The sequence below is a fragment of the Pseudomonas vlassakiae genome (genome assembly GCF_014269035.2).
In the GTDB taxonomy this organism is placed as follows: Bacteria; Pseudomonadota; Gammaproteobacteria; order Pseudomonadales; family Pseudomonadaceae; genus Aquipseudomonas; species Aquipseudomonas vlassakiae.
On the sequence record NZ_JABWRP020000009.1, the window covers coordinates 42,989 to 62,541 of the forward strand.

Below are 19,553 nucleotides of genomic sequence, written 5' to 3' on the forward strand. Positions count from 1 at the left end.
GCGCCCCTTGTTTTTTCGTACCGTCCGCCCGGACCGCACCACAGGATGCCCATGAAACCCGCCCGACTACGTGCCGACCTGCTCGCCGGCCTGACCACCTCGTTCGCCCTGGTGCCCGAGTGCATCGCCTTCGCCCTGGTGGCGCACCTCAATCCATTGATGGGCCTTTATGGCGCCTTCATCATCTGCACCCTGACGGCGCTGTTCGGCGGCCGCCCAGGGATGATCTCCGGTGCTGCTGGCTCCATGGCGGTGGTGATCGTCGCCCTGGTGGTGCAGCACGGTGTGCAATACCTGCTGGCCACGGTACTGCTGGGCGGGGTGGTGATGATCCTGTTCGGCCTGCTGCGTTTGGGCAAACTGGTGCGGCTGGTGCCGTACCCGGTGATGCTCGGCTTCGTCAACGGCCTGGCGATCGTCATCGCCCTGGCCCAGCTCGAGCATTTCAAGGCCGGTGGACACTGGCTCAGTGGCACACCGCTGTACCTGATGATCGGCCTGGTGGCGCTGACCATGCTGGTGGTCTATGTGCTGCCGAAGCTGACCCGTGCGGTGCCGCCTGCGCTGGTGGCGATTCTCGGTGTTGGCGTGCTGGTGTATCTGCTCGGCCTGCCGACCCGCACCCTCGGTGACATGGCGCACATTGCCGGTGGCCTGCCGCAGCTGGCCCTTCCGGCGGTGCCCTGGAGCCTGGAAACACTGAAGATTATCGTCCCCTATGCCGTGCTGATGGCCATGGTCGGCCTGCTGGAAACCCTGCTGACCCTCAACCTCACCGATGAGATCACCGAGAGCCGTGGCTACCCGGACCGCGAATGCGTGGCGTTGGGGGCGGCCAACATGGTCTCCGGCCTGTGCGGTGGCATGGGTGGTTGCGCGATGATCGGCCAGACCGTGATCAACCTCAGCTCCAATGGCCGGGGCCGGTTGTCAGGCGTCGTAGCGGGGCTGATGATCCTGCTGTTCGTCCTGTTCCTGTCGCCGCTGATCGAGCGTATTCCGCTGGCGGCGCTGGTCGGGGTGATGTTCGTGGTGGCCCAGCAGACCTTTGCCTGGGCCTCGCTGCGGGTGCTGCACAAGGTACCGGTGAGCGACGTGCTGGCGATCGTCGCCGTGACCGTGGTGACGGTGTTCACCGACCTGGCCGTGGCGGTGCTGTTCGGTATCGTGATCGCGGCGGTCAACTTTGCCTGGCAGCATGCCCGTGAGCTGTACGCTGACAGCCACGAGGACGGGGAAGGGGGCAAGCATTACCAGGTGCATGGCACGCTGTTCTTTGCCTCCACCACGCAGTTCCTCAATCAGTTCGATGCGGCCAGTGACCCGGCCAAGGTCACTCTGGATTGCCAGCATTTGAGCTTTGTCGATTATTCGGCGATTGCCGCGTTGAAGACCCTGCGTGAGCGTTATGCCAAGGCGGGCAAGCATCTGCGCGTGGTACACCTTTCCGAGCGCTGCAAGAAGCTGCTGAAGCGGGCCGGGGAGCAGCACTGAACAGGTGTGCTGAAATGTGCCGGCCTTATCGCGGCTAAAGCGGCTTCTACAGGGATTGCATCACCCTTGTAAAAGCGGCTTTAGCCGCGATGAGGCCTGCATAGGAGACCGTCATTCCCCGCGGTTCTTCTTGACGATGGCATCGGCAATGCTAGCCGGTGCCTCGGCATACCGCGTGAACTCCATCGAAAAGCTCGCCCGCCCTTGGGTCATCGAGCGCATCGAGGTGGCATAGCCGAACATCTCGCCCAACGGCACTTCGGCGCGGATGACCTTGCCGGCGGGTGTCTCGTCGCCATCCTGGATCATCCCCCGACGTCGGCTCAGGTCGCCGAGGATATCGCCCTGATACTCCTCCGGTGTCACCACCTCGACTTTCATCACCGGCTCCAGCAACACCGCACCGCCTTTCTGCGACAGCTGCTTGGTGGCCATGGATGCGGCGATCTTGTAGGCCATCTCGTTGGAGTCGACGTCGTGGTAGGAGCCGTCGTACACCGCTGCCTTCAGGTTGATCAGCGGGTAGCCGGCCAGCACGCCGTTCTTCATCTGCTCCTCGATGCCTTTCTGGATCGCCGGGATGTACTCGCGTGGCACCACGCCGCCGACAATCTCGTTGATGAATTCCAGGCCTTCCTTGCCTTCATCGCCAGGGGCGAAGCGGATCCAGCAGTGGCCATACTGCCCGCGCCCGCCGGACTGGCGAACGAAGCGGCCTTCGATTTCGCAGGTGTTGCGGATCTTCTCGCGGTAGGCCACCTGCGGCTTGCCGATGTTGGCGTCGACGTTGAACTCGCGTTTCATGCGGTCGACGATGATGTCCAGGTGCAGTTCGCCCATGCCAGAAATGATGGTCTGGCCGGTTTCTTCATCGGTGCGCACACGGAACGACGGGTCTTCCTGGGCCAGCTTGCCCAGGGCGATGCCCATCTTCTCCTGGTCGCCCTTGGTCTTCGGTTCCACCGCCACCGAGATCACCGGGTCAGGGAAGTCCATGCGTTCGAGGATGATCGGCTTGTCGATGTCGCACAGGGTGTCGCCCGTGGTGACATCCTTCATGCCGATCAGTGCGGCGATGTCGCCGGCGCACACGTCCTTGATCTCGGCGCGCTGGTTGGCGTGCATCTGCACCATGCGGCCGATGCGTTCCTTCTTGCCTTTGACCGAGTTGAGCACGGCGTTGCCTGAACTGAGCACACCGGAGTACACCCGGGCGAAGGTCAGGGTACCGACGAAGGGGTCGGTGGCGATCTTGAAGGCGAGGGCGGAGAAGGGCTCTTTATCGTCAGCGTGACGCTCCAGGTGCTTTTCCTCGTCGTCCGGGTCGGTGCCCTTGATGGCCGGGATTTCCGAAGGTGCAGGCAGGTAGTCGATCACCGCGTCGAGCATCAGCGGCACACCCTTGTTCTTGAACGACGAGCCGAGAATGGTCGGCACGATCTCATTGGCGATGGTGCGCTGGCGCAAGGCTGCCTTGATTTCATCGACGCTCAGCTCCTCGCCCTCGAGAAACTTCATGGTCAGTTCATCATTGGCTTCGGCCGCGGCCTCGATCATGTGCGCGCGCCATTCGTCGGCAAGCGCCTGCAGTTCGGCGGGAATCTCTTCTTCGCGGTAGCTGGTGCCCTGGTCGTTGTCGTTCCAGTAGATCGCCTTCATCTTCACCAGGTCGATCTGGCCGATGAAGTTCTCTTCGCTACCGATGGCCAGCTGGATCGGCACCGGGTGATGACCCAGGCGCTGATCGATCTGTTTGACCACACGCAGGAAGTCGGCGCCCTGGCGGTCCATCTTGTTGATATAGGCCAGGCGCGGCACGTGGTACTTGTTGGCCTGGCGCCAGACCGTCTCGGACTGTGGCTCGACCCCGTCGGCGCCGCTGAACACCACCACCGCGCCATCCAGTACGCGCAGCGAGCGCTCCACCTCGATGGTGAAGTCGACGTGGCCGGGGGTGTCGATGATATTGAAGCGGTACTTGTCGGCGAACTGCTTGGTCGAGCCCTGCCAGAAGGCTGTGGTCGCCGCCGAGGTGATGGTGATGCCGCGCTCCTGTTCCTGCGCCATCCAGTCCATGGTCGCGGCGCCATCGTGCACCTCGCCCATTTTGTGGTTGACCCCGGTGTAGAACAGGATGCGCTCGGTGGTCGTGGTCTTGCCAGCATCCACGTGGGCGACGATGCCGATATTGCGGTACAGCTCGATGGGCGTTGTACGGGCCATGACGGACTACCTGCAGATGGGCGGATTCCCCCACGGTAGCAGAGCGGGGGAATCCTGCCTGACCGCCGGGCCGTCAGTCAGCCTGGGCTTGCAGCATCCACTGGCCGTCGATTTCGCGGGCCAGGCCGCTGGCCGGCAGCAGGGCCAGCAGGCGCTCGTGCAGGGTGACCTCAGTGAACGTCTTGAGGGTGGTGAGGTCCAGCGCGCCGAGCAGGGTGAGGTCGGCCTTGGTGTACGACAGCCAGGCCTTTTTCAGGACCTGGGCGACGTCGCTGCCGGCGGTGCTGGCGAAGCGGCGATGCCGCGGGCGGCCTTCGAAGGTGAACGTATGGGCGTGGCTGTAGCTGCTTGGGTCGCTGCCTTCGGTGCAGCGGTGGCAGCGGCACGGGCCTTCGCCAAAGGCGTTGCGCAGGAAACTGTTGAAATCCACGACGGGCTTGAGGGTCAGGCGTTTGTCGACCTCGAACAGGTCGGCGATCAGGGGTTCTTCGGCGCTCACTCAGGTGTCCTCGTGTGGTGTGGCGTGCATCGGCGGGCACCCTAACAGATCGGGGCATCTTTTGCAGGCCCGGCCTCTTCCGCGTACTCTACGCGCCCATCTACCCAGACACCCTTTTGAGGTAACCCCGCTTGAGCATCAAGTACCCTTACACCGCCACCGTGACCATCAGCGCCGAAGACCGTGGCGGTGACACCGAAGCCTCGGAAAACCCGGGCATGCGCGTCGGGCTGGAAGCGGTGACCGAAACCCTGAAGAAGGTGCATTTCGTCGGTACGCTCGCGGCCCCCGAAAAATCCGCCACGCACATCTGCGTGACCTTGGAGAATGGCCTGACCTACTACGGCCCGATCGTCAACGGCCACGCCGAACTCGAAGGCGGCTGGATCGCCTTCGAGTCCGACATGCTCACCCCTGAAGAACTGGGCCTGTAACCCTCAGCTCAGTTCAGCCAGGCACTGCTCGAGGATATCCAGCCCTTCCTCGAGCACCTCGGCCTCGATGGTCAGCGGCGCCAGCAGGCGAATGATGTGCCGCGCCTTGCCGCTGGGCATCAGCAGCAGCCCCTTGGCTCGCGCCGCTTCGATCACCTTGGCCAATTGCACCGGCGCCGGGCTGCCGTCGGCATTGACCAACTCGATGCCGCGCATCGCGCCCGTACCGGTCAGGCGGCCGATGTACGGGCTCAGGTTCGAGGCCTTCCAGCGGGCATGGCGGCCAACGATCGCCTGTTCCTGGCGCTCACCCCAGGTGGCGACGTTTTCGTCGGTCATCTGTGACAGGCTTGCCAGTGCTGCCGCGCAGGCGATCGGGTTGCCCGAATAGGTGCCCCCCAGGCCACCCTTGGGCAGTGCTGCCATCACGTCCTGACGCCCGACCACGGCGCCCAGCGGCATGCCGCCGGCGATGCTCTTTGCCAGCAACAGCAGGTCCGGTTCGATCCCCAGGCGCGGGAAGGCGAAGCGCTGGCCGGTACGGCCAAAGCCGGACTGGATCTCGTCGATGATGATCAGGATCCCGTGGTCATCGCAGAACCGCCGCAGCGCCTGGGCGAACGCTGGGTCCAGGGCGAGGAAGCCGCCTTCGCCCTGCACCGGTTCGAAGATGAACGCCGCCACGTCCTCTACCGCCAATTCGACGCTGAACAGGCGGTCCATGGCCTTGAGTGCCTGCTCGCAGCTGACGCCGGTATCGGCGCTGGGGTAGGGCAGGTGGTACACCGGCCCCGGCAATTCGCCGACCCGCTGCTTGTAGGGCGCGACCTTGCCGTTGAGGTTCAAGGTGGCCAGGGTGCGGCCATGGAAGCCGCCGTCGAAGGCGATGATGGCGCGTTTGCCGGTGGCACCGCGGGCGACCTTCAGGGCGTTTTCCGCCGCTTCCGCACCGCTGTTGGTGAGCATGCCGGCCAGCGGGTAGCTGACCGGGACGAACTGGCGCAGGCGGTCCATCAGCTCCAGGTACGGGCCATGGGGCGCGGCGTTGAACGCGTAGTGGGTCAGGCGGCTGGCCTGGGCCTGGATCGCCTCGACCACCGCCGGGTTGCAGTGGCCCAGGTTGAGCACGCCGATACCGCCGACAAAGTCGATGTAGCGTTTGCCGTCGGTATCCCAGACTTCGGCATTACGGCCATGGGAAAGTGTGATCGGATGAACGATGGCAATGGATTGACTGATACTTTCCAGTTTCATGGGCACGCGGACCTTGTTCAAGTTTCTTAATATCCAAGCGCGCCGCGGCATTATCCCGCAAACGAATTATTCGATTGCGGTCATTCCTCTGATTCATGAAGTTGCCCCTTCGCGAGTGCAGGCAACCTCAGTCTCCCTCGGCAACCCGCTCGCGAATCCACTGCACGAAGGCCTTCACCTTGGGCACTTCGGCAGCATGTTCGGCATGGGCGATGAAATGCCGGCCATTGCTCGCCACCGGGTGGTCCCAGGCCACTACCAGCTTGCCTTCGCTCAGTTCTTCAGCCACCAGATAGCGCGGAATCAGGGCAATGCCACAGCCGGCGATGGCCGCGCGGATGCACAGGTAGAACGTGTCGAAACGCGGCCCGTGGTAGCTGTTCTGGCTGTGCAAGCCCAACCCCAGGAACCACTCGTGCCAAGCCTCCGGCCGGGACGCGCACTGCAACAGCCGGTGTGCGGTGAGCGCCTCGGCGCTGTCGAAACGGTGCCGGGCCAGCAGCTCGGGCGCACACACCGGCACCACTTCCTCGCTGAACAGTTCGATGCAGGTGGCCCCCGGCCAGGTGCCCTGGCCGAAGAAGAACGCAATATCGGCCTTGGCCTGCACCAGGTCGAACGGCTCCAGTTCGTTGCGGATGTCCAGGTGGATGCGCGGGTGGCGGTCGCCGAAGCCCTTGAGCCTGGGCACCAGCCAGCGCGCGCCAAAGGTCGGCTGGGTAGCGATGCGCAGTACCTCGGTCTCGTCGCCGTAGCTGAGGATGTAGCGGCTGGAGATGTCGATCTGGTTGAGGATCTTGTTCACTTCGGCGAGGTACAGCGCGCCGGCCGGGGTCAGGTGCAAGCGCCGGCGAATACGCTGGAACAGCGAATGCGAGAGCATGTCCTCGAGTTGCGCAACCTGCTTGCTGACGGCGCTCTGGGTAAGGTGCAGCTCCTGTGCCGCACGGGTGAAGCTCAGGTGTCGGGCGGCAGCTTCGAAGCACTGCAGGGCGGTGGTCGAGGGCATCAGGCGTTTGGACATGGCAGGCGCGTACCGAGCAAAAAAGGATGAAGTTCATTCCGTATTGGAATCATGTGCTTCGAAAAGGTCGTTTGTTGACCTCGTCTTATAGATTAATACTGACCTCGATCAACGATGACAACCGGTACAGCGAAGAGGAGGTAATTGCGCGACCGGCGACCTACAACAACAAAAAAACAGCACAACGACTACCCGAATTCTGCTCCAACTTTTTCAGCTGGCTGCGGCACTTCAGCTGCCTGCCGGCCGACCCATTCGAGGGTTCTCCATGGCTTCGCTACACAACAACAAACAGCGTTCCTTGCAGCACGGCCTGACCTCGCGTCAGGTGTCCATGATTTCCATCGCCGGCATCATCGGTGCCGGCCTGTTCATCGGTTCTTCCAACGCCATCGCCACGGCTGGTCCGGCCATTCTCATCTCCTACGCCATGACCGGCCTGCTGGTGCTGCTGGTCATGCGCATGCTGGGTGAAATGGCCATCGCCAACCCCAATAGCGGCTCGTTCTCCACTTATGCCTCCGAGGCCATCGGCCCATGGGCCGGTTTCACCATCGGCTGGCTGTACTGGTGGTTCTGGGTGCTGATCATCCCGGTCGAGGCCATCGCCGGCGCCGATATCCTGCATGCCTACTTCCCAGGCGTGCCGTCCTGGCTGTTCGCCTTCCTGATCATGCTCGTGCTGTCGGGCAGCAACCTGGTCAGCGTGAAGAACTTCGGCGCGTTCGAGTACTGGTTCGCGCTGGTCAAGGTGGTCGCCATCATCGCCTTCATCGCGGTCTGCAGCCTGGCCGTGTTCGGCTTCTGGCCGCTGGCCGAGGTGTCCGGCATCAGTCGCCTGTGGGCCAGCGGTGGGTTCATGCCCAACGGTTTCGGGACCGTGCTGGGTGGCGTGCTGATCACCATCTTCTCGTTCTTCGGCGCCGAGATCGTCACCATTGCTGCCGACGAAACCGCCAACCCGAAAGACAAGATCCGCCGTGCCACCAACCTGGTGGTGTACCGCATCGCAATCTTCTACCTGGCGTCGATTTTCCTGGTGGTGTCGCTGGTGGCCTGGAACGACCCTGGCCTGAAAGCGGTGGGCTCGTTCCAGCGCGTGCTGGAAGTGCTCAACGTGCCGGGCGCCAAGCTGCTGGTCGACCTGGTAGTGCTGGTGGCGGTGACCAGCTGCATGAACTCCGGCCTCTACACGGCTTCGCGGATGCTCTACTCGCTGGGTGCCCGCGGCCAGGCGCTGAGCATGACCAAGCGAATCTCCGGTGCTGGCGTGCCGACCGTGGCGGTGCTTCTCTCGACCCTGGCCGGCTTCGCCGGTTGCTTCGTCAACTATGTGCTGCCGGGCAAGGTCTTTGGCTTCCTGCTGTCCACCACCGGGGCCATCGCCTTGCTGGTGTACCTGGTGATTGCCGTGTCGCAGCTGCGCATGCGCGCCCGCGCCGAGCGGGAAGGGCGCTCGCTGGAGTTGAAGATGTGGCTGTTCCCGTGGCTGACCTGGCTGGTGATCGGCACCATCGTCATGGTCCTGGGCTACATGCTGTTCAGCGACGCCTACCGCTACGAGACACTGATGACCGTGGGCGTGACCTTGTTCATCCTCGTGGTGTCGCTGACCCAGAAGGGCGCCAAGGTGGTTGCCCAGCCGGCCTGAGCTTTGTGTTTAAATGGGGGCGTTTCGCGCCCCCAATTCCAACAAGCACAGGCTGCGCATGAACGAATATCCCCTTTCCCTCCAAGCCCTCGCTGCCCCCGAAGGCACCTGCTTCGGTTGCGGTTGTTCCCACCCCTCCGGCCTGCACCTGCAGAGCCACTGGGATGCCGACGGTATTCACCTGCTGTGCCGGCACTCACCCGACAGCACCTACATCGGCTGGCCCGGCCTGGTCTATGGCGGCCTGCTGGCGATGCTGGTCGACTGCCATTCGAACTGGACCGCCATGGCCTACCACTACCGCGCCGAAGGCCGCGAAGCGGGCAGCCTGCCGCGCATCGATTGTGTCACCGGCAGCCTCGGGCTCAATTACCTCAAGCCCACGCCGATGGGCGTAGAGCTACTGCTCAAGGCGCGTGTGGAAGGTGAAGTCGGGCGCAAGACCCGGGTCGTCTGCGAGGTCTGGGCAGGCGATGTGTTGACGGTCAGCGCCGACTCGGTGTTCGTGCGGGTGGACACCGAAAAACTCAAGCTCAAGGCGCATGGTCAGGCCAGCTGATCAACGCTCGGTGATGGCCAGCGAGCCGGGATGTCTCTAGAGTGACAGCTTCCCATCCAAGCCCAAGGTTGACCATGATTGATCTGAGCGCTTTCCCCATCACCCACAAATGGCCTGCGAAGCATCCTGAGCGCCTGCAACTGTACTCGCTGCCCACGCCCAACGGCGTCAAGGTGTCGATCATGCTGGAGGAGATCGGCCTGGCCTACGAGCCGCACAAGGTCAGCTTCGACAACGATGACCAGCTGAGCCCCGAGTTCATTTCGCTCAGTGCCAACAACAAGATCCCGGCGATCCTCGACCCCAATGGCCCAGGCGGCCAGCCGTTGCCGCTGTTCGAGTCGGGGGCGATCCTGCAGTACCTGGCAGAAAAGAGCGGCAAGTTGCTGAGCCAGGATCCGGCCCAGCGCTACCAGACCCTGCAGTGGCTGATGTTCCAGATGGGCGGCATCGGGCCGATGTTCGGCCAGGTCGGCTTCTTCCATTTCTTTGCCGGCAAGGAATACGAAGACAAGCGCCCGCGTGACCGTTACGTCAACGAATCGAAGCGCCTGCTGGGTGTGTTGGACCGCCACTTGAAAGGGCGTGAGTGGATGGTCGATGAATACAGCATCGCCGACATTGCCATCTTCCCTTGGGTGCGCAACCTGGTGGAACGCTATAACGCCCGCGAGCTGGTGGGCTTCGATGAATTCAAGGACGTGCAGCGGGTGCTGGCGAAGTTCCTCGAGCGGCCTGCGGTGCAGCGTGGCCTGAAAATTCCCGGCTGATCAAAAAACCTGGCTCAGCAGCCAGTACAGGCTGCCGGCCAACAGCATTGCCGCCGGCAGGGTCAGCACCCAGGCCATCAGCAGGTTGATCAGCGTGCGCTGCTGAATCCCCGAGCCGTTGGCGACCATGGTCCCGGCCACCCCCGAACTCAGCACGTGGGTGGTCGACACCGGCAGCCCGAACATGTCCGCCGCACCGATGGTGCACATTGCGACCACTTCGGCCGAAGCCCCCTGGGCATAGCTCAGGTGAGTCTTGCCGATCTTCTCGCCCACCGTCACCACGATACGTCTCCAGCCGACCATGGTCCCCAAGCCCAGGGCGATGGCCACCGCCACCTTGACCCACAGCGGGATGTAGCGGGTTGCGTCGTCCAGTTGCGTCTTGAACGCCAGCACCTGGCTGCGGGTGTCGGCGTCAAATGCCACCAGCTGTTTCTTTTCGATCAGGCGGATGGTTTCGCTGGCCAGGTACATGTCGTTGCGCACGTTGGCCATGGCTTCGGCTGGCACGCGCTTCAGTGAACCGTAGCCTTTGACCTGGTCACCGATCTGGCCGGTGAGCGCGGCCAGTGCCGGTACCAGTTGGGGGGTGGCCTTCGGTTCGGCGATGAAGGCGGTCAATGCCTGGCGCGGGTCGCCGGAGGCCGGCGTGGGCGCGGTGTCGACCAGCACCTGGCGGGTGACTTCGGCAACGGCAGAGAACTGCAGGGCCTGCTCGCTGGGCATGGTCTTGTTCAGGGCATAAGCCATCGGCAGGGTGCCGACCAGAATCAGCATGATCAGGCCCATGCCCTTCTGCCCGTCGTTGGAGCCATGGGCGAACGACACGCCGGTGCACGTCAGGATCAGCACCCCGCGGATCCACCACGGTGGCGGCGTGCGGCCTTCCGGCGCCTGGTACAACGCCTTGCGCTTGACCAGCGCGCGCAGCGCCAGCAGCAGCACGGCAGCACAGGCAAAGCCGATCAGCGGCGAGAACAGCAGGGCATAGCCGACCTTGCTGGCCTGCGCCCAGTCGACCCCGCTGGTGCCGTCACGCCCATGCATCAGCGCGTTGGCCACGCCGACGCCGATGATCGAGCCGATCAGTGTGTGCGAAGAGGACGCCGGCAGCCCCAGCCACCAGGTGCCGAGGTTCCAGATGATCGCCGCCAGCAGCAAGGCAAAGACCATGGCGAAGCCAGCCGAAGAACCAACCTGTAGAATCAGCTCTGCCGGCAACAGGGCGATGATGCCGAACGCCACCGCGCCACTGGAAAGCAACACGCCGAGAAAGTTGCACAAGCCGGACCAGACCACCGCCACCGGTGCCGGCAGTGAGTGGGTGTAGATCACCGTGGCCACCGCGTTGGCGGTGTCATGGAAACCGTTGACGAATTCGAAGCCCAGGGCAATCAGCAGCGCCAGGCCGAGCAGCAGGAACGGCGTGACGGTAGTGATCGCCGTACCACTGGCAGTCACGTCCTGCTTGAGGCTCCAGGCGGTATAGGCGATGCCGGCCAGCAGCAAGCCGAAGAACAGTACGAGGGTGGCGCGCCCGGGTTTATGGGAAAGTTGCGGGCGGGAGTCGCGGTGGGCCAGTGGCGGCTGGCTGGCCAGGGACGGGGTTGCCATGGGGGCTCCGATTGGCGTCGGCGAGGGTGGCTCTGAGCATAGAAACAATTCCCCGGCTGGGCGTGACCTCGGTCAATGAATTACCTAGGCTCAAGACAGACGGTCATGGCAGGAGACCCCTATGATTCGCTGCAAGCGCGTCTACGGCGCGCCAGACAAGCAAGATGGCCAGCGCGTGCTGATCGCCGCGAGCGATGCCTGGCGCACGTTTGCCCGCGACCTTACGCGTCGGGCGATGTTGCCGTACTACCGCGAGTTCGACCTGTTGTGGATCGAACAAGCGTTCGATGAAGCCTGGGGCTGGCGCGAACAGTGGCTGGTGGTGGAAGGCGAGACCGTGCTGGGTTTCTGCAGCCTCAGCCAGGACCGCCAGGCGTTGTTCATTCGTGAGTTGCACCTGCTGCCGGAACAGCGTGGGCGTGGGGTCGGCAGCTGGGTACTGGAAACGCTGATCGACTGGGCGGTGCAGCGGCGGCTGCCGTTATTGCGGTTGATGGTGTTCAAGAGCAACCCGGCGCGGCAGCTTTACCTGCGCCACGGGTTCGTCGAGATGGGGGAGGATGACTGCTTTGTGAGAATGCAGCGAGTAATCGGTTGACCTGTGCCGGCCTCATCGCGGGTAAACCCGCTCCTACAGGGACCTCACAACATTCAGGCCTGTGGTGACCCTGCAGGAGCGGGTTTACCCGCGATGAGGCCTGTGAAGTCACCCCAAGTGCCGGATCATTGCTGCCTCACCCGCACCGTCTCACCTTGGCGAACCGTGGCCTCGAGCAACTGTCCCTGCAACGGCAACAAATCCCCGATCAACAGGTTCTGCAGCAACGGCTTGCCCTCGAAGCGGTTGCCTCCGAGCACCACATCGCGCATTCCCTCCACCCGCACCAGCGCCTTGCCGACCCGGCCCAGGCGATTGCCGCTGAGCAGCAAGGGCCCGGCCAGTGGCGTGGCATTGCGCAGGCTGATGGCATATTCCGCGGTATTGCCGATGCGGTTGTCGAGCAGCGCCACCGCGGCGACCTCGCTGGCATCCACCGCGCTGCCCTGGCTGCTGGCCAGCAGGTTGTCGTCGATCACCAGCGGCGCCGCCACGGTGGGTGCCAGGTTTCGCAGCTGGATGGCATTGCCCCGGCTGTCGCCGATGCGGTTGCCGGCCAGCAGCACTGCGCCTTGTTGCTCGCTGACTTCGATGGCGGCCTTGGTCGCGCCGAGGATCAGGTTGCCTTCGACCAGGGCGCGGGTCTGGCCACGCAGGCGCACGCCACTGTTGTTGTCGATGCCCCGCAGCTGGTTGCCCTGCAGCCTGACCTGGCTGTTCTGCACGTCGATGGCGTACTGCTGCGACTGCCCGAACTGGCTGCCGGTGATGGTCGCCTGGCTGTGTTGCAGCTCCACCGCGCTGGACATCTCGCTGAACTGGCTGTCGCGGATGAGCAGCGTGGCCGGGCGCGTGCTGGCCGCCTGTTGGGTGCTCAAGGCCGTGGTCAGGCCACGGGAAAGATTGGCGTTGTAGCCCAGGCGCTTGAGCGTCGAGCCGATCACCTGGGTGTGGCTACCGGCCCAGGCCACCACGAAGGGCCGCCAGGCCCTGTCGGTGCTGCCCGGCTTGTCGCCGGCCATGCTCTCCAGGCTGGACTGGTTGAGCCCGAGCCAGCCCTGGTTGATCAGCGCCGTGCCGGAGAAACTCGAGAGGTACAGGCTGGTGCCTTCGAGCACCAGCCCCGCATCGCTGGCGATCATCAGCGGGTAGCTGAGCAGATAGCCGTCCTTGTAGCGCTTGAGGATGCGTGGATCGTTCAGGGCGTCGTGCAACTGCGCCAGGGTGATGCTGCCACCGCGCAGCATCACCACTTGCGGGTGGTGCGCCTGGTAACCGGCGATGGCGCGGAACAGGCCATTGTTGACGAATGGCTCGAACGGCCAGCTGCCCGCCTGGGACGAGAACATTGGCTGCAGGCTGACGCTGGCGCGCCCGGCCGGGCGTGGCCGCTCGGCCTGCTGGAAGGCCACGGCCTGGCGCACCTGCTGGCGCAGCTGTTCGGCCTTGAGCTGGCGTTGCTCACCGGGCAGGGTATCCACGGTCTGGTTGACCGGCAGCGCTTGGCTGGCGGCGTGGGCAGCGCCGGCCAGGCACAAGGCGGCCAGGCAGGTGAAGGTAAAGCGGGCGAGGGCGGCCATGGGTCAGCTCCTTGATCCGGGCAGAGGGGGGTAGAACGGTTTGATCGGGCCACCGAGCTGGCTGTAGTTGTCCACCTCGCCATCTTCGTTGTCGTACAGCTGGCGTGCCAGGGCATGGCCGGGGTTGCGCTGCAGGAACGGGATCAGCCAGGCCAGCTTGTAGGGCGCGACATCCACCTGGGATTTGCCTGCGAGTTCGGGCAGGCCATCAGGGGCGAGCACGCTGCGCGCGGCGAAGTTGGCCAGCAGGTCGAGGGTCTGCTGATCGTCGGCGCTCCATGGCAAACCGTTGGCGCGAGCCGATTCGGCCAGCAGCACCAAGGGGACCAGCGCGTACTGGCTGTAAGTGGCGGCCAGTTTGCCGCGCTCCACTTCCAGCGGCAGATAGGCGTAGCTGGCGTCAGCGGAGCGCACGGCCTGGGCCAGGCCGCGGCGCAGGTTGCCGTCGGCCCACTGGATGAAGTCGTCGCGCCCCACCAGCATGCCGGTGGCGGCCACCGCCCAGGCCGCCCAGTAGTCGTGATTGTTGAACTTGATCCGGGTAGCGCTGCGCCGGGGGTCGTACTCGGCGATCACTTGCTCGGCCAGGCGGCTGAACCAGCTGCGCTGTGCCGGGCTCAGTTGCAGCTTGCCGTCGGCTGCGGACTGGGTCAGCAGCACGGCGCCGGCCATGGCGGCCAGCGCCCACTTGCGGGCCGCCATGCCGGTACCGCTGGCATCGGGGTTGAGCAGGGCACCGGCTGCCGCCCATGCCTGCAACCATTGGTCCTGGCAGGCCAGGGCCATGTTGGCGTCCTGCGGCTTCTTCGCCCGCTGAAAGCGTTTGCTGGCATAGATCAGGCCACCGACGAACTGCTTGACCTGCTTGGCGATCTGCTCGCTGTCGGCGTCGGGGCTGCTGCGCAGGGTCGACTTGCTGGCGTCGCGCTGGTCGTACTTGCTTTCCAGGTGCAGGCTGCCAGTGTAGGGCGCTGGCGGCTGCTGGCTGCAGGCCAGGGTGCGGTAGTCGGCGATCATGGCTGACTGTGGCGTGCTGTGGGCGGGCCAGATGGACTGGGCCGCCTGAGATTGGGGGCTCAGTAGGCACAGCGTGAGCAGGATTGGGGCCGCTTTGCGGCCCATCGCGGGCAAGCCCGCTCCCACACCGATTCGTGTGGCTGACGCGGTCGGGGTAGGAGCGGGCTTGCCCGCGATGGGCTGCAGAGCAGCCCCATCAATGGAGGTCAAAGGCACAGGCGAGTCTCCACATCGGTCGCCGTGGTCCCGGGCTTGGTCGGCTCCATGAACACCGACAGCAGGTTGGCCCCGGCAAACTCCGGTGCCTTGCTCAGCTCCAGGTAGTACTGGCCACCGGTCACCACCGCGTCGCGGCGGAACCACACCTTGTCCCGCGCCCCATTGTCGTAATAGACGATGATGTAGAAGTCCTTGACGTTCTTGTCGCTCAGGCGAATGTCGAGAAAGCCCTTCGTCAGCGCCTGGCGCCCGCTGCCGGCATTGCTCAGCAGCTCGATGCGCTCACCCACTTTCAATGCCGGGCGCTGCAGTTTTGCGCCGAGCACTTCCCGGCCTGCCGAACAACCGCCCTGGACTGCCGGAACCAGCTGGCGGTACATCAGCGGCGAGTCGAGCCGGTAGTTGGCCGGCAGCTCCCAGACGATCAGCTTGGGCGGTGCCTTGGGCTTGTAGTCGCTCGACAACAGGTACTCCAGCAGCGAGCCATCCTCGCCCACCCCAGGCAGGGCGTAGTTGAGGATGTCGACGTTCAGGTACTGCTTCAGGTAGCCATCGAAGTTGAACTGCTTGCTCTCGTCTTCACGGGCCGCGGCGTTACTGTCGCCGACCAGGATGACCTGCGGGTCCGGTGCTTCATCGAACAGCGCGTCGGCGCCAGCCGCCACCGGGATGGTCTGGTAGCCGCGCACATACTGGAAACCGTAGTTGTTGCCGCAGATGCTGCTCAGTGCCAGGTTCATCGTGCCGTCCTTGGGCACCATCACGCCCGGCTCGGTACGGTATGCCTTCTTGGTCAGCCCGGCATAGAACGGCTGGCGGCGGATTTCCTCGGCCATCAGTCTGGCCGTGGCCTCGGCGCCGCTGGGCGTCCAGTGGTGGTCGCGGCGGAAGAAGTACTCGCCCTTCGGCGGCTGTTGCACCAGCTGCATCATCGGCGCCACCACCGCGCCGCCCTGGCGCAACTGGCCGAGGAAGTTACCAAGATTGTTGCTGGCGCGGGCGTAGTCGAAGCCATGCAACTGGTCGGCGAACAGCTTGTCGCGGTGCATCAGCCCGCGGGTCGGCTGGATCGCCATGGCCACGTGGATGCCCTGACGTTCGAAGGCCTGCATCAAACGGGCGAACTCCGGGCGCATCGGCGCGGGGATGCCGAAGTCATTGGTCAGGTCGACGGCCGAGCGGAACAGCCAGCGGTCCTTGCCAGGGACGATCTCGCGCATCAGTTTCATGCGCCCCTCGGCATAGCGTTGCGGGTCGCTCAAGGCCGGGCAAACCATGCACTGCAGGTTCTCGCAGCCTGGCCCGGCCACCTGGGCAGCCGGGGCTGGCTGCGCGGCCAGGGCCGGCAGGCTGAGCAAGGCCAGGGCAGCGCTCAGGCCAAAAGGAACAAGGGTCTTCATGTGCCATTCATCCTTGCAGGGCATTCATCACTCGGTCGGGTCGATGCTGTTGGCGATGGTCATGCTGCGGTTGCCGGGTAGCAGCACGTAGCTGTACGAACGGCCCTTCTTGAGGAACTGCTCGTCGAAGCTGGCGACCTTGGTGTCCTGCTGGTAGGCGGCGAAGTCGATCTTGACCTCGTTGACCATCCGCGTGCCGGTCTCGCCGTTGCCGAGTGCCTCGACCACTTCGTGCTTGCCATCGGAGGTCTTCAGCGCGGCCTGGTTGGCGGTCAGGTTGTAGAACGCGATCTGCGCCTTCTTCGGCTCGTTGACGTACTTGTCGCTGATCAGTTTCAGCTGCTTGCCGTCGTAGACCACCGTGCTGGCCGCATTGGCCTTCAGCTGCGGTTCGATCGACTGGCTGCCGACGGCGATCTTGTGCGGCCCGGCAGGGGTGAAGCGGTAGCCGCTGAGCTGGCCGGCGGCAACCCGTTGCGGATTGACCTTGCCGCTGAGGGTGACGTCGATGTTGCGGTCGGACAGGTTCAGCACCCGGACGAACGCCGAGTCGGCCGGGGCCACGGCATCGTACAGGTCGGCGTTGCCTTCGGCGGCCAGGGCAGCCTGGCTGGCGGCGGCTAGGGCGATGGCGGTGAACAGTGGGGCAAGTTTCATCAGGCTCTCCTTGAATCGTCAGAAATGCTGGGGCGCCGCGCTGCGGCTGAGCGAGCCGGGGCGGTGGGCGAGCAAGGTGCGCAGGGGGAATTCCCAGACCACGGTGTCGATCTGCGTGTTGGCCAGCTCGTCACTGGCAAGGAACTGGTTCATCGCCTCGAACGGGCCGCGGGCTTCCACGGCAATGCTCAACAGGTCGCGGTTCAGTGCCTCCTTGAGGAAGCCGACAAAGTTCCAGTCGTCGATCTTGCTGTAGCTGGTGCCGACCAGCAGCAGGCTCTGGTTTGCCTCGGCGAACAGGTCGTCGGCGCCTTGTTCGGCCTTGAGGGTTTCGTACAAGGCGATCGGGTTGGGGCCGAACTGCGGCGCCAGGCGCGCATGGTCGAACTGGATGTAGTTCATCAGGTCGCCCTTGATGCTCTTCTCACCGGCCTTGCGCGACACGTACACCTGGTCGCCCAGCAGTTGCGGGCGCTGGCGTGCCAGTTCGTAGGCTGACAGCCGCGCGCCTTCCGGGCTCCAGTGGGTGTCGGACTTGAGGAACAGCGGCGGGCCTTCGAGGTTGGCGAGAAACGCGGCGCGTAGCGGTACCACGTCCAGATGGCGGTCTTGCAGCTCACCGACGAAGTGGTCGTAGAGGCTGGTCACCCGTGGGTCGAAGGCATGCTTGGCATGCGCCGCGTACACATCCAGCTTCATCGGCAGCGGCAGGATCACCAGCTGCTTGCCGTGCTCGGCCAGTTGCGTGCGGACCTTGGCGATCTGCTCCAGTTGGCTGGCGACGTTGGCGTCAAGGTCGTTGGGCACGCGGTATTCCTGGTTGGTGTAGAGCCAGCCATCCTTGCCCAGCACCACACCCTTGGTGCCTTCGCCGAACAAGTGGAACTGGGCATCGGCCCACAGTTCCACCGACGGCTCACGCAGGAAGAAGCGCTTGTCGTAGGCCTGCTCGAACTTGCGCAGCAGCTTGCCATCGACGAACAGGTTCCAGGTGTCGGTCGAGGTGCGGGCAAAGCTGAACACCGGCGGCAGCGAATAGATGAACATCGCCGCCAGCACCACCGCGAACAGAATGCCATTGGCCTTGCTGGCCGAATTCATCACCGGGTACATGGCAGGCTCCTAGAACTGGAAATACAGGAAGGGTGAGAACGAGTTGGCCGCCAGGCTGCTGAGCGCCAGCAGGAAGCCGCCCCACAGCAGCACACTGTGCAGCGCGCCGACGTGGCGCATGAAATAGCCTTCCTTGTTGCCGGCGTAGAAACGCACGTTGTTGATCCCGGCCAGCACCAGCCAGGCCAGCGCCACCAGGGCAAAGGCCATGGCCATTTTCGAGGCGCCGAGCACGTACAGTTCCAGCGAGCCGAAGCCGTTGAAGCCGAACAGTGCCTTGTAGATGTCGATGCTGTGGCGCAGGTCCATGGTGAAGAACAGCGGCATGCTCAGCAGGATCAGCACCCCGGTGCGCAGGTTGCGGCCTGGGTGGTAGGGCGTGGTGACCTTGGTCGCCAGGTTGAACTTGCGTTCGATGACCATGCCCACGCCGAAGAACAGCCCCCAGCAGATGAAGGCGAAACTCGCGCCGTGCCACAGGCCCGACAGCAGCATGGTCCAGATCAGCGCCGGCAAGGCGCCGGCCACGCGCTTGCGCACCAGCGGCATGTACACGTAGTCGCGCAGGAAATGCGCCAGGGTCATGTGCCAGCGTGCCCAGAACTCGGTAATGCTCTGCGCCACGTAGGGCTGGTTGAAGTTCTCCGGGAAGCGGAAGCCCATCATCAGCGCCAGGCCCAGGGCCATGTGGCTGTAGCCGGCGAAGTCGAAATACAGCTGCAGGGTGGAGATCACCAGGCCGAACCAGGCATCGCTGAACTGCAGCGTGCCTTCGCTGACGAACAGCACGTTGATCGGGGCCAGGCGGTCGGCGATCAGCACCTTCATGATGAAGCCGAGCATGAAGCGGCACACGCCCAGCGAGAACAGCTCCAGCGAGTGGGTGCGTTCGCGCAGCTGCGGCGCCAGCTGGCTGTAGCGCAGGATCGGCCCGGCTACCAAGTGCGGGAACAGCGCGACGAAAGCGGCGAAGTCGATGAAGTTGCGCGTTGGCGTGGCGTCCTTGCGGTAGATGTCGACGATGTAGCTCAGGGCGTGGAACACGTAGAACGAAATGCCCAGCGGCAGGAAGATGTTTTCCAGCGTCCAGGTGTTGATGCCCAGCGGCGCCAGCAGCAAGGCCAGCACCTCGGCGCCGAAGTTGGCGTACTTGAAGTAGCCCAGGGTCGACAGGTTGCCGGCCACGCCGACCCACAGAAGACGCAGGGCCAGGCGCTTGTCGCCGGCATCCAGGCGTGCCTTGATGCGCAGGCCGAACCAGTAATTCCAATAGGTGATGCCGACGAACAGCAGGAGGAAGTCCGGCCGCCACCAGGCGTAGAAAATGTAGCTGGCGGCCACGATCACCGTCGAACGCCACTGCGCCCTGGCCAGGAAATACACGGCCAGGAACAGCGGCAGATACAGGAACAGGAACACATTGGAGGCGAAGATCATGGCACGG

General features: G+C 64.2%; 17 protein-coding genes. 6 read left to right on the forward strand and 11 right to left on the reverse strand.

Annotated elements, in window-relative coordinates:
- The first annotated feature begins 51 nt into the window (after positions 1-51).
- On the forward strand, positions 52-1,494 hold the full coding sequence (locus HU738_RS13335) for a SulP family inorganic anion transporter (protein ID WP_186603531.1): 1,443 nt from the start codon (positions 52-54) through the stop codon (positions 1,492-1,494).
- A 111-nt stretch (positions 1,495-1,605) separates the two neighbouring features.
- Here HU738_RS13335 and fusA read toward each other — a convergent pair whose 3' ends face one another.
- Both fusA and HU738_RS13345 read right to left on the reverse strand, forming a co-directional pair.
- Positions 1,606-3,717, reverse strand: coding sequence for an elongation factor G (fusA, locus tag HU738_RS13340; protein WP_176508628.1), 2,112 nt, complete (start codon positions 3,715-3,717; stop codon positions 1,606-1,608).
- Between the two features lie 73 nt (positions 3,718-3,790).
- Positions 3,791-4,216: a hypothetical protein gene (locus tag HU738_RS13345; protein WP_186603530.1), complete on the reverse strand. Its 426-nt coding sequence runs from the start codon at positions 4,214-4,216 to the stop codon at positions 3,791-3,793.
- A 131-nt stretch (positions 4,217-4,347) separates the two neighbouring features.
- Here HU738_RS13345 and HU738_RS13350 point away from each other — a divergent pair, with 131 nt between their 5' ends.
- Positions 4,348-4,650 carry a hypothetical protein gene (locus tag HU738_RS13350; protein WP_176508626.1) on the forward strand — a complete coding sequence of 101 codons (303 nt, stop codon included), beginning with the start codon at positions 4,348-4,350 and terminating at the stop codon, positions 4,648-4,650.
- Positions 4,651-4,653: 3 nt separating this feature from the next.
- Here HU738_RS13350 and HU738_RS13355 read toward each other — a convergent pair whose 3' ends face one another.
- Together HU738_RS13355 and gcvA are read right to left on the reverse strand one after the other, a co-directional pair.
- The gene (locus HU738_RS13355; protein ID WP_186603529.1) at positions 4,654-5,904 is read right to left on the reverse strand and encodes a 2-aminoadipate transaminase; all 1,251 of its coding nucleotides are present in this window, start codon (positions 5,902-5,904) and stop codon (positions 4,654-4,656) included.
- A gap of 127 nt (positions 5,905-6,031) precedes the next feature.
- Positions 6,032-6,928, reverse strand: coding sequence for a transcriptional regulator GcvA (gene gcvA, locus HU738_RS13360; RefSeq protein WP_176508624.1), 897 nt, complete (start codon positions 6,926-6,928; stop codon positions 6,032-6,034).
- A gap of 268 nt (positions 6,929-7,196) precedes the next feature.
- Between gcvA and HU738_RS13365 the strand changes: the two genes are divergently transcribed.
- The 3 genes from HU738_RS13365 (at position 7,197) to HU738_RS13375 (ending at position 9,908) form a co-directional block, all read left to right on the forward strand.
- A complete protein-coding gene (locus HU738_RS13365) occupies positions 7,197-8,579 on the forward strand; it encodes an amino acid permease (protein WP_186603528.1) in 1,383 nt (460 codons plus the stop codon).
- A 58-nt stretch (positions 8,580-8,637) separates the two neighbouring features.
- The gene (locus HU738_RS13370; protein WP_186603527.1) at positions 8,638-9,138 is read left to right on the forward strand and encodes a PaaI family thioesterase; all 501 of its coding nucleotides are present in this window, start codon (positions 8,638-8,640) and stop codon (positions 9,136-9,138) included.
- A gap of 74 nt (positions 9,139-9,212) precedes the next feature.
- Positions 9,213-9,908 (forward strand): glutathione S-transferase N-terminal domain-containing protein, encoded by a 696-nt coding sequence (locus tag HU738_RS13375; protein WP_186603526.1) that lies wholly within the window; start codon positions 9,213-9,215, stop codon positions 9,906-9,908.
- On the opposite strand, the gene HU738_RS13380 is transcribed toward HU738_RS13375, so the two are convergent.
- Complete coding sequence (locus tag HU738_RS13380; RefSeq protein WP_186603525.1) at positions 9,909-11,525, reverse strand: inorganic phosphate transporter; 1,617 nt, start codon at positions 11,523-11,525, stop codon at positions 9,909-9,911.
- A gap of 121 nt (positions 11,526-11,646) precedes the next feature.
- Here HU738_RS13380 and HU738_RS13385 point away from each other — a divergent pair, with 121 nt between their 5' ends.
- On the forward strand, positions 11,647-12,123 hold the full coding sequence (locus HU738_RS13385) for a GNAT family N-acetyltransferase (protein WP_225923454.1): 477 nt from the start codon (positions 11,647-11,649) through the stop codon (positions 12,121-12,123).
- A gap of 125 nt (positions 12,124-12,248) precedes the next feature.
- On the opposite strand, the gene HU738_RS13390 is transcribed toward HU738_RS13385, so the two are convergent.
- The 6 genes from HU738_RS13390 to HU738_RS13415 all read right to left on the reverse strand — a co-directional run bounded on the left by HU738_RS13390 (position 12,249) and on the right by HU738_RS13415 (position 19,546).
- Positions 12,249-13,703: a right-handed parallel beta-helix repeat-containing protein gene (locus HU738_RS13390; protein WP_186603524.1), complete on the reverse strand. Its 1,455-nt coding sequence runs from the start codon at positions 13,701-13,703 to the stop codon at positions 12,249-12,251.
- A 3-nt stretch (positions 13,704-13,706) separates the two neighbouring features.
- Positions 13,707-14,825 carry a polysaccharide lyase gene (locus HU738_RS13395; RefSeq protein ID WP_186603523.1) on the reverse strand — a complete coding sequence of 373 codons (1,119 nt, stop codon included), beginning with the start codon at positions 14,823-14,825 and terminating at the stop codon, positions 13,707-13,709.
- A gap of 101 nt (positions 14,826-14,926) precedes the next feature.
- Positions 14,927-16,339 carry an alginate O-acetyltransferase AlgX-related protein gene (locus tag HU738_RS13400; protein WP_186603522.1) on the reverse strand — a complete coding sequence of 471 codons (1,413 nt, stop codon included), beginning with the start codon at positions 16,337-16,339 and terminating at the stop codon, positions 14,927-14,929.
- Between the two features lie 27 nt (positions 16,340-16,366).
- Positions 16,367-16,996 (reverse strand): alginate O-acetyltransferase AlgF, encoded by a 630-nt coding sequence (locus HU738_RS13405; RefSeq protein WP_186603521.1) that lies wholly within the window; start codon positions 16,994-16,996, stop codon positions 16,367-16,369.
- Between the two features lie 18 nt (positions 16,997-17,014).
- Positions 17,015-18,109, reverse strand: coding sequence for an alginate O-acetyltransferase (locus HU738_RS13410; RefSeq protein ID WP_186603520.1), 1,095 nt, complete (start codon positions 18,107-18,109; stop codon positions 17,015-17,017).
- A 9-nt stretch (positions 18,110-18,118) separates the two neighbouring features.
- Positions 18,119-19,546, reverse strand: coding sequence for an MBOAT family O-acyltransferase (locus HU738_RS13415; protein WP_186603519.1), 1,428 nt, complete (start codon positions 19,544-19,546; stop codon positions 18,119-18,121).
- Between the last annotated feature and the right edge of the window lie 7 nt (positions 19,547-19,553).